The following is a 9,468-nucleotide window of genomic DNA, read 5'->3' on the forward strand; positions in this document are numbered from 1 at the left end:
CGGCCGCGGCGTCGGCGGCCCGGTTCGCGTCCGCGACCGACGCGGCGGCCACCCGGGCGACGGTCCGGCCGGTCAGGGCCTGCACGAAGTCGGTGTATCGCCCGCCCTCCGCGGGGACGTACCGCCCGTCGACGAACAGGTCGGCGGTGGGGACGGGGGAGGTCTCGCGTTCTGACATGACGGCTCCTCGTCGAGACGGCCGCCCTCGTCGTCGAGGGGGCACCAACGAGTATTCCGCGAGCGCCCCGCCGACGTCTTCTCCTATTACCCCTATTGCCAACGTTGACATAGAAGTTATTCGCTCCTACTGTTCACGCAGGCCGGGCCGGCGTGGTCCCGGCCGACAGCACCGACGAAGCAGCACCGACGAAGCAGCAGCGACGAACGATGGGGTTCGAATGAGCTACGTGACAGGCAGCGCGGCACCGGCCTCCGGTACGGCCGCGCTCTACGACCCGGGCGTCCTGGCGGACCTGGTCGCGCGGGTGGGCGAACGGCTGGGCAGCGAGGTGGCGGACGCCGTCGAGCGTTGCATGGCCGACACGCTCGCGCGGACGATCACGCCGCACCCGGACGGCACCGCCTTCGTGATCACCGGCGACATCCCGGCCATGTGGCTGCGGGACTCGACGACGCAGCTCGCGCCGTTCCTGCACCTGGCCGCGGCCGACGAGCGCCTGGCGGACACGATCGCGGCCGTCTCGCGGCGGCAGCAGGCGTCGATCCTGCGCGACCCGTACGCCAACGCCTTCAACGACGGGCCCACCGGTGCCGGGCACCGGGACCGCACGGGCGACCCGGTCACGGGCCAGTCGCCGTGGGTCTGGGAGCGCAAGTACGAGATCGACTCCCTGGCCTACCCGGTGCAGCTCGCCCACGACCTGTGGAAGGCTACGGGCCGCACCGACCACCTCGCCGACCTCGGCCCCGTGGGGCACACGGTCGTCGAGCTGTGGACCACGGAGCAGCGGCACGCGGAGGCGTCGTCGTACACGTTCGAGCGCGCCGACTGCCCGCCCACCGACACCCTGGTGCGCGACGGGCGCGGCCCCGAGACCGGGTTCACGGGCATGACCTGGGCGGGCTTCCGGCCCAGCGACGACGCCTGCACCTACGGCTACAACGTGCCGGGCAACGCGCTCGCGGCGACGGCGCTGCGGCAGCTGGCGGAGCTCGCCACAGAGGTGCTGCACGACGTCGACCTGGCCGCCCGGGCGGACGCCTTGCGCGACGACATCGAGCGCGGCATCCGCGAGCACGGCGTGGTGACCGGACCGGCCGGTTCGCCCGTCTACGCGTACGAGGTGGACGGTCTGGGCGGCGTGCTCCTGGCTGACGACGCGAACACCCCGAGCCTGTTGTCCCTGCCACTGACCGGCTGGTGCAGCCCCGACGACCCGCTCTACACCGCGACCCGCGCCCTGGTGCTCAGCGACGCCAACCCGTACTACTACCGCGGCACGGCGGCCTCCGGCATCGGCAGCCCGCACACGCCCGAGGGGCACGTGTGGCCGATCGCGCTGGCGATCCAGGGGCTGACCAGCACCGACCCGGCCGAGCAGCGCGCCCTGCTGGACCTCATCCTGGCCACGGACGACGGCACGGGCGCGGTGCACGAGTCGTTCCACGCGGACGACCCGGGCACCTGGACGCGCGAGTGGTTCTCGTGGGCCAACTCGATGTTCTGCGAGCTGGCCCTGGAGGTCGCGGGGCTGCGCACGCACCGCCGTCCGGCACCTGCGAGCAGACCGTGAGCGCCGCCGTCAGCGCCACCCGGCGGCAGCAGACCGTCAGCGCGTGGATCTTCCTGGCCGTGCCGGTCGCGCTGTTCGCGGTGTTCCTGCTGCTGCCGGTCGTCATGGCGGTCGGGCTGAGCCTGACCGACTACGCCGTCATCGGCGACTTCGAGTGGGTGGGCCTGGACAACTACGCGCGCATCGCGGGCGACCCCATCTTCTGGGTGGCCGTGCGCAACACCGCGCTCTACACGGTGCTGTACGTCCCGGCCGGCCTGGTGGTCGCGCTCGGCACCGCGCTGCTCCTCAACCGCAGCACGCGCACCGCCCGCGTCTTCCGCACCCTGTTCTACATCCCGGTGGTGTCCTCGACCGTGGCCACGGCAGCCATCTGGTTCTGGCTGCTCAACCCTCAGTACGGGCTGCTCAACGCGGTGCTCGGCTGGGTGGGCATCGACGGGCCGGCGTGGCTGTACGAGTCGCGGTGGGCCATGGTCGCCATCGTCATGATGAGCGTCTGGGCGGGGTTCGGCGCCAACATGATCATCTACCTGGGCGCCCTCCAGGGCGTGCCGGGCGAGCTGGTCGACGCCGCCCGCGTCGACGGCGCCGGGGCCTTCCGGGTGTTCTGGCACGTGACGCGCCCGGCGATCTCGCGCGCCACGTTCCTCATCCTGACGCTGCTGCTGATCGCCGCGTTCCAGGTGTTCGACCAGGCGTACGTGCTGACCAAGGGCGGCCCGGGCAACTCGACGCTGACCCTCGTCTACTACATCTACGACCGGGGCTTCGGACGGCTGGAGATGGGCTACGCCTCGGCGCTGTCCTTCGTGCTGTTCCTGGTCATCCTCGTCTTCTCCGTGGCCAACGCCCGGATCACCGGACGGGAGAACGACCGATGAGCGCCGTGACGGCCGGCCCCGTCCGGACCGGACCCGCCCTTGCGACCAGGCCCGCGCCGGTGTCGGAGAAGCGGCCCCTGACCGCCCGGAGCGTCGTCGGCAAGGTCGTGTGGACCGTCGCCGTCGTGCTGATCAGCGTGACCACCGTGCTGCCGCTGGTCTGGACGCTGTCCACGTCGCTCAAGCCGGAGGGCGAGATCCTCTCGTCCTACCTCCAGGTGGTGCCCGACAACCCCACCCTGGCCAACTACGTGGCGCTGTTCACGGACGGCCCGTTCGGCCGCTACCTGGCCAACTCGGCGGTCATCGCGCTCGGCGGCGTGGCCACCAACCTGTTCTTCGGCGGCCTGGCCGGGTACGCCCTGGCCAAGCTGCGCTTCCGCGGCCGCGGCGTCGTCTTCTCGCTGTTCCTGGGCTCCATGATGGTGCCGGGCATCATCACGATGGTCCCCACGTTCCTGGTGCTGCGCCGCTTCCCGCTGGTGGGCGGGAACGACCTGTTCGGCGAGGGCGGGGCGGGCTTCATCAACAGCTACGGCGCCGTGCTCATCCCGTTCGCCGCCGGACCGTTCGCCGTGTTCTTCATGCGCCAGTTCTTCCAGGCGCTGCCCGACGAGCTCGGCGACGCCGCCCGCATCGACGGCGCGAGCGAGTTCCGCATCTTCTGGAACATCTACCTGCCGCTGGCCCGCGCGGGCCTCGCGGTGCTGGGCGTGCTGACCTTCCAGGCGGGCTGGAACAGCTTCCTGTGGCCGCTCATCGCCCTCAACGACCCTGAGATGCTCACCGTCCAGGTGGGCCTGGCGGGATACGTCAACGAGTACCAGACGCAGTACGGGCCGCTGCTGGCCGGCACGATCCTGGCGAGCCTGCCGGTCCTGCTGGTCTTCGTCGTGGCCCAGCGCTACATCATCGAGAACTTCGCCCACTCGGGTACGAAGTGAGCACCCTGCAAAGGAGCAGAGTCATGAGGTCAGCAACACGGATCGCCGGGGCCCTCGTCGCGGCGGCAGTCATGGCCGGGGCGCTGAGCGCCTGCGGCGGCGCGTCCGACGGCGGCTCGGGCGGCGGGCCCGAGGAGGTCACCTTCTGGGGCTCCTGGTCGGGCGACCAGGCCAAGCAGCTCCAGGCGCAGGCCGACGCCTTCAACGCCGCCCAGGACGAGTACGAGGTCAAGTACGTGGCGCAGGAGCTCGTCGAGGAGAAGCTGCTGACGGCGCTCGCGTCGGGCAGCGTGCCCGACGTCGTCCTCTGGGACCGCTACAACACCCCGCTGTACGTGCCGAAGAACGCGCTCTCGCCGCTCGACGAGTACATCGAGGCCGACGGCGTCGACACCACCCAGTTCTACGACCAGGCCATGGGCGAGCTCGTCGTCGAGGGGGAGACCTACGGGCTGCCGCTGCTCGTGGACAACCGGTCGCTGTTCTACAACACCGAGCTCCTCGCGGACGCCGGCGTCGAGCCGCCCACCGACTGGGACTCGCTGAAGGACGCCGCCGAGGCCGTGACCGAGCGTGACGGCGGCAAGCTGAGCGTGGCCGGCTTCGCCCTGGACGACCCGGGCCTGTTCAACATCTGGCTCCGGCAGGCCGGCGGGCAGATGTTCAGCGACGACGGCGCCACCACGGCGTTCAACAGCCCCGAAGGGCTGGAGGTCCTGGAGTTCTGGCAGGGGCTGCTCGACGCGGGCGTCTACGAGCCCGGCTTCGGCGAGGGCGTCGACTCCTTCGCGGAGGGCTCCACCGCCATCAAGTACGACGGGCCGTGGGCCCTGACCGCGCTGGACGAGGCCGAGGTGGACTACGGGATCGTGCGGCCGCCCGTCGGCCCCGACGGCGACCAGGGCGCCGGCATGGGCGGGTTCGGCCTGGTCATCCCCTCCGGGGCGCAGCAGCCCGACGGCGCCTGGGAGTTCATCAAGTGGTGGACCACCCAGCCCGAGAACGGCGTCGACTTCGCGAAGATCTCCGGCTGGATCCCCGCGAACGTCGAGGCCGCCAACGACCCGTACTTCACGCAGGACGACCGGTACCAGGCCTTCATCGAGACGATGGAGTACGCCCAGGTGCGGTCCAGCATCCCCGGCGCGTCCGACGTCGAGGGCAAGGCCCTGATCCCCGCCCTCGAGAAGTTCCTCGGTGGCGAGACCGACGCCGCCACGGCGCTGAAGGAGGCCCAGGAGCTCGGCGACCGGATCCTGGCCGACAACGCGCAGTGACCCAGCCGTGTGCCGCGCGTCCCCACGGGGCGCGCGGCACACGCCCGTCCCGCACCACGACCGCGCACCAGCACAGAGGAGCCCCGTGACCGACCCCAACCCCTGGCCCGCCCGCGCCGACCTGGCCCAGCGCGGCCTGGACCACTTCTTCGGCGCGCCGGAGCCGCAGCTGTTCGACAACACCTACCCGGTCGGGGACAACTCGACGTTCAACTACTGGTGGCTCGCGCACGTCATCGACGCCCGGCTGGACGCCTACGAGCGCACGGGGGAACAGGAGTGGCTCGCGGCGGCCGAGGCGACCAGCGCCAACCTGCGCTCGCGGAACGACGGCTCGCTGTTCAACGACTACTTCGACGACATGCTCTGGTACGCGCTCGCCCTGGAGCGGCTGGCGCGGGCCACCGGCCGGCAGGAGCCCCTGGACGACGCCCGCGCCATCTGGGCGCACGTCGTCGAGCACGGGTGGACCGAGACCCACGGGGCGAGCGTCGCGTGGCGCAAGCAGCAGCTCTACTACAAGAACACGCCGGCCAACGGGCCGTTCGTCATCCTGTCCGCACGGCTGCACGGGCACGACCCGGACCCGCGCTACCTGGACCACGGCACCGTCGCGTTCGACTGGATCACCGCCACGCTCGTGGGGCCCGACGGGTTCGTCGAGGACGGCATCAACCGCGAGGGCGACGGCCGCATCGACACGCAGTGGCGCTTCACCTACAACCAGGGCCTGTACGTGGGGGCCGCGGTGGCGCTCGACGCCGTGCTGCACCGGCCGGAGCTCGTGGCCGCGGCCGTGCGGACGGCGACGACGGCGATCCGTGAGCTCGCGCCGCACGGCGTCGTCGGCAGCGAGGGGTCCGGCGGCGACGAGGGCCTCTTCAAGGGGGTGCTCTACCGCTACCTCGGGACGCTGCTGGGGAGGATCGGCCTCGACTCGCCCGACGCCGCGCCGCTGGTGGGCTTCGTCCGCACGAGCACCGACGCGCTGTGGGCCACGGGGCAGCGGGACGGGTCGCTGCTCGCCGGGGACGACTGGCGGCTGCCCGCACAGCCACCCGTGCACTACTCGACGCAGGTCAGCGCGATCATGGCGCTGGAGCAGCGCGCCGCGATCGAAGCGGCGCGGTGACCTGGCCAGGGTAGATTCCGCTGTCATATCCATTCGGTGAAAGGGCATCCGTGAGCCAGCCGCTCTACCTCGAGGTGTACGAGAAGCTCCGTGACGCGATCCACGCGGGCACGTACCGCGTCGGTGACCGGATGCCCGCCGAGGCCGAGCTCACCAAGCAGCTCGGGGTCAGCGCCATCACCCTCAAGCGCGCCATGGACCTGCTGCGCGACGACGGCTACATCACGCGCCGCCCGCGGCTCGGCACGGTCGTGGTGAGCGAGACCGCCACGAACGACGCCGGTCCGGGCGGCAGGCCCAGCCCGCTGATCGGGTGCGTGCTCACCGACTTCGACGACACGTTCGGCACGCGGGTGCTGGCGGGGCTGCTCGACGCGTCGGGCACCACCGCCAACCTCGTGGTCAAGCGCAGCCTGGGTGACGGCCAGGCCGAGGACGACCTGGTGCGCTCGCTGGTCGCGGACGGTGTCCAGGGCCTGATCCTGGAGCCCAGCTCGTCGCAGTACGTGCCCCCGGCGGTCCTGGAGCTGATCACCCAGCAGTTCCCGGTGACCATCCTGGACCGCGTGTTCGACGGCGTCCCGGTGTCCTCGGTCTGCTCCGACAACGTCTCGGCGGGCCGCCAGGCGGCCGAGACGTTGTTCGCCGCCGGGTACGACCACGTGGGCCTGGTCTCGGCGGCGAGCACGGTCTCGACCGTGCAGGACCGGCTCGACGGCGTCGTCGCCGCGCACGCGACCCGGCACGTGCCGTTCGACCCGGCGCACCAGTTCCGGCAGGTGCGCTCCACGGTGCCGGGCAGCGGCGTGGCGCCCGAGGAGGACATCGCCGAGCTGGAGAAGTTCCTCGCCGCGAACCCGGGCCTGACCGGCGTGGTCGCCACGGAGTACAACATCGCGGTGCTGCTGCGGGAGGCCGCGCAGCGGGCCGGCCGGGACGTCCCAGGCGATCTCGGCATCGTCTGCTTCGACCACCCGGACGCCTTCTACGACCAGGCCCGCTACCGCTTCACGCACGTCCGCCAGGACGAGGCGCGCATGGGCGCCGACGCCGTGCGGCTCGTGCTGGCCCAGCTCCGTGACGCCGGGCAGGTCACCAAGGTGACGCTGCCGACCGAGCTGGTGCCGGGCAGCTCGACGCGCTGATCTTCTGGGCGGGGCCCGATTCGGGACCGCGGCCGGCGGCCGTCAGGACGTGGGGCGGGTGAGCAGGTCCTCGACGGACGTGCCCGGCACCGACACGGTCACCTGGGTGTCCCACGGGTCGGCGACGGTCACCGAGCGGCCGTCGTCGGCGAAGGGGAGCGACGCCGCCCGCAGGCGGGCGGCGAGGGCGTCGAGGTCCTCGCGGCCGGGCACCGTGATCGCGACGTCGCCCAGACCCAGGCTGGCGGCGCGCGGCCCGGCGCCCGCGCTGTTCCAGGTGTTCATGGCGATGTGGTGGTGGTACCCGCCCGCCGAGGCGAACAGCGCGCCGGGGAAGTCCGCGAGCGTGGCCTCCAGGCCGAGCGCGTCGACGTAGAACGCCCGCGCGGTCGGGATGTCGCCCACCTGCAGGTGCACGTGGCCCACCTGGCCGGACCGGCTGGGCGCCGCCGCCAGCTCGGCCTCGGTCAGGTGCGAGCGCAGGTACGCGTTCGGGTCCAGCCACGCGCTGCCCATCTTGATCTGGCCGCGCTCGCGGACCCACTGGTCACGCGGCCGGTCGACATACAGCTCGACGCCGTTGCCCTCGGGGTCGGTGAAGTAGAACGCCTCGCTGACCAGGTGGTCGCTGGAGCCGGTGAACATGCCCCGGGGATCCTGCGCCGCGCGGTAGACGGTGGCGGCCAGGGCCGCGGCGTCGTCGAACAGGAGGGCCGTGTGGAACAGCCCGGCCTGCCGCTGGTCGCCCGCGGGCAGGTCGGGGGTGTGCACCAGGCGCAGCATCGGCGTGCTGCCCCGCCCCAGCACACGGTGCACCTCGCGGCCGTGGCTGCGTTCCTGCAGCGGCTCGAGCGCGAACGCCGAGCCGTAGTAGCCGGACATCACGTCCAGGTCGCCGACCCGCAGGGTGACGGCGTCCATGGCCATGGCCGGGGTGATGACCCGCTCGTGCACGGCGGGCGGTTCGGTCGGGCGGTCCATCGGGTGCTCCAGTCCGGGTCGGTGGGGGTCGGTGGCTCGGCGCGTGAAGCCTGGTTCGGCTCAGCGGGCGAGGCTCAGCGGGCGAGGCTCAGCGGGCGAGGCTCAGCGGGTGAGGCTCAGCGGGCGACGGCGAGGCCGCCGGTCCAGGGGAGCTGCTCGCCGACGGCGAGGGTGAGCTGCAGGAACCCGATGGCCTCCAGCTCGTGCGCACGCTCCAGCGAGCCGGCGTCGATCGCGGCGAGGCCGGAGGACGTGACGGCCGACATCAGCGCCTGCTTGGCGGCGGCGTCGTCCCCGGCGACCAGCACGGTGGTGGGCAGGTCGCCCACGCGCTTGGCGCCGAGCGTCGCGGCGAACGTGGTGTTGAAGGCCTTGAGCACGTGGCTGGCGGGCAGCTTGGCCTGGAGCTCTGCGGCGGCCGAGGAGCCCGCGGGCACGACCAGCGAGTCGAAGGTCTCGAAGTTCAGGGGGTTGGTGATGTCCACGACGACCTTGCCGGCGAGCTGCTCGGCGTAGGCGGACGCGATGCCGTCCAGCGCGGGGTAGGGGACGGCGAGGACCACGATGTCGCCGGTGACGGGCGCGGTGCCGACCTCGCCCTTGGCGATGTGGGCGACGTCGTGCCCGCCCCCGGCGAGGACGCCGCCGATCGCGTTCGCCATCGCGCCGGTGCCGATGATCGTGATGCTGGCCATGTGCTGCTCCTTCGGACACGGTCCGGGGTGCCCGAACCAGATTGTTGTACCTACAAGCACTGACCATAGACCCATTTAGTTGTAGGTGCAACTACCTGGTAGGGTGAGGGCATGAGCGAACGGCAGCTGCGGTACCCCGAACGGGTGGCCGTCGCGCGCCTGCACGCGCTGCTGGAGCTGCTGCCCACGGCGCTGGACAAGCGCATGCAGCCCGCCGGACTCACGTCGTTCGAGTTCACGCTGCTGGAGGCGCTCGCGGAGGCCGACGGCGGCAAGCTGCGGCTCAGTGCCCTCGCCTCGCGCACCAACGCCACGCTCGCCCGGCTGTCGCGCGTGGTCACGGGCCTGGAGCGCAAGGGCCTCGTGCGGCGCGCGCCCTGCCCCGAGGACGCGCGGGCGACCAACGCGGTGCTCACCGACCAGGGTCGTCAGGTCTACCGGGACGGCACGGGGCTGTACGCCGACGCGGTGTCGAGCATGATCCTCGACGGGCTGTCCGAGGGCGACGTCGACGACCTGGCGCGGCTCGCGTTCGCGATCCTCACGAGGCTCGACCCGGACCGCCGGCTGGCTGTTACGGCGGCGACGGGGGTGTCCGGGGTGTCGGCGGCGGGCGACGACTGCCCGGCCGACCCGGCGGCGGGCGGCGACTGCCC

Annotated in this window: 9 protein-coding genes; 7 read left to right on the top strand and 2 right to left on the bottom strand. The window is 72.1% G+C overall.

Annotation, left to right across the window (positions count from 1 at the left end; genetic code table 11):
* Positions 1-398: 398 nt before the first annotated feature.
* The 6 genes from PROKR_RS11860 to PROKR_RS11885 all read left to right on the top strand — a co-directional run bounded on the left by PROKR_RS11860 (position 399) and on the right by PROKR_RS11885 (position 7,136).
* On the top strand, positions 399-1,754 hold the full coding sequence (locus PROKR_RS11860; RefSeq protein ID WP_036963436.1) for a glycoside hydrolase family 125 protein: 1,356 nt from the start codon (positions 399-401) through the stop codon (positions 1,752-1,754).
* Positions 1,751-2,638 carry a carbohydrate ABC transporter permease gene (locus PROKR_RS11865; protein ID WP_036963438.1) on the top strand — a complete coding sequence of 296 codons (888 nt, stop codon included), beginning with the start codon at positions 1,751-1,753 and terminating at the stop codon, positions 2,636-2,638. Before PROKR_RS11860 ends, PROKR_RS11865 begins: the two co-directional genes overlap by 4 nt.
* Complete coding sequence (locus PROKR_RS11870; RefSeq protein ID WP_157602026.1) at positions 2,635-3,582, top strand: carbohydrate ABC transporter permease; 948 nt, start codon at positions 2,635-2,637, stop codon at positions 3,580-3,582. Before PROKR_RS11865 ends, PROKR_RS11870 begins: the two co-directional genes overlap by 4 nt.
* A gap of 23 nt (positions 3,583-3,605) precedes the next feature.
* Entirely contained in the window at positions 3,606-4,859 is a 1,254-nt protein-coding gene (locus tag PROKR_RS11875) for an ABC transporter substrate-binding protein (RefSeq protein ID WP_036963439.1), read from the top strand.
* Positions 4,860-4,944: 85 nt separating this feature from the next.
* Positions 4,945-5,991 (top strand): glycoside hydrolase family 76 protein, encoded by a 1,047-nt coding sequence (locus tag PROKR_RS11880; protein ID WP_036963440.1) that lies wholly within the window; start codon positions 4,945-4,947, stop codon positions 5,989-5,991.
* 50 nt (positions 5,992-6,041) lie between these two features.
* On the top strand, positions 6,042-7,136 hold the full coding sequence (locus PROKR_RS11885; protein WP_036963441.1) for a GntR family transcriptional regulator: 1,095 nt from the start codon (positions 6,042-6,044) through the stop codon (positions 7,134-7,136).
* Between the two features lie 42 nt (positions 7,137-7,178).
* Here the strand turns inward: PROKR_RS11885 and PROKR_RS11890 are convergent, their stop codons facing one another.
* Together PROKR_RS11890 and PROKR_RS11895 are read right to left on the bottom strand one after the other, a co-directional pair.
* Positions 7,179-8,117: a VOC family protein gene (locus PROKR_RS11890; RefSeq protein ID WP_036963443.1), complete on the bottom strand. Its 939-nt coding sequence runs from the start codon at positions 8,115-8,117 to the stop codon at positions 7,179-7,181.
* 116 nt (positions 8,118-8,233) lie between these two features.
* A complete protein-coding gene (locus PROKR_RS11895; protein ID WP_036963446.1) occupies positions 8,234-8,812 on the bottom strand; it encodes an NADPH-dependent F420 reductase in 579 nt (192 codons plus the stop codon).
* A 111-nt stretch (positions 8,813-8,923) separates the two neighbouring features.
* Between PROKR_RS11895 and PROKR_RS11900 the strand changes: the two genes are divergently transcribed.
* The coding region (locus PROKR_RS11900) for a MarR family winged helix-turn-helix transcriptional regulator (RefSeq protein ID WP_051432928.1) at positions 8,924-9,468 on the top strand (545 nt) is incomplete at its 3' end.

The organism is Promicromonospora kroppenstedtii DSM 19349 (assembly GCF_000515355.1).
GTDB lineage: Bacteria > Actinomycetota > Actinomycetes > Actinomycetales > Cellulomonadaceae > Promicromonospora > Promicromonospora kroppenstedtii.

Excerpts from the sequence above, each read along its gene's own strand:
- PROKR_RS11860 (WP_036963436.1), top strand. The coding sequence starts at position 399 with ATGAGCTACGTGACAGGCAGCGCGGCACCGGCCTCCGGTACGGCCGCG.
- PROKR_RS11870 (WP_157602026.1), top strand. The coding sequence starts at position 2,635 with ATGAGCGCCGTGACGGCCGGCCCCGTCCGGACCGGACCCGCCCTTGCG.
- PROKR_RS11875 (WP_036963439.1), top strand. The coding sequence starts at position 3,606 with ATGAGGTCAGCAACACGGATCGCCGGGGCCCTCGTCGCGGCGGCAGTC.
- PROKR_RS11890 (WP_036963443.1), bottom strand. The coding sequence starts at position 8,117 with ATGGACCGCCCGACCGAACCGCCCGCCGTGCACGAGCGGGTCATCACC.
- PROKR_RS11895 (WP_036963446.1), bottom strand. The coding sequence starts at position 8,812 with ATGGCCAGCATCACGATCATCGGCACCGGCGCGATGGCGAACGCGATC.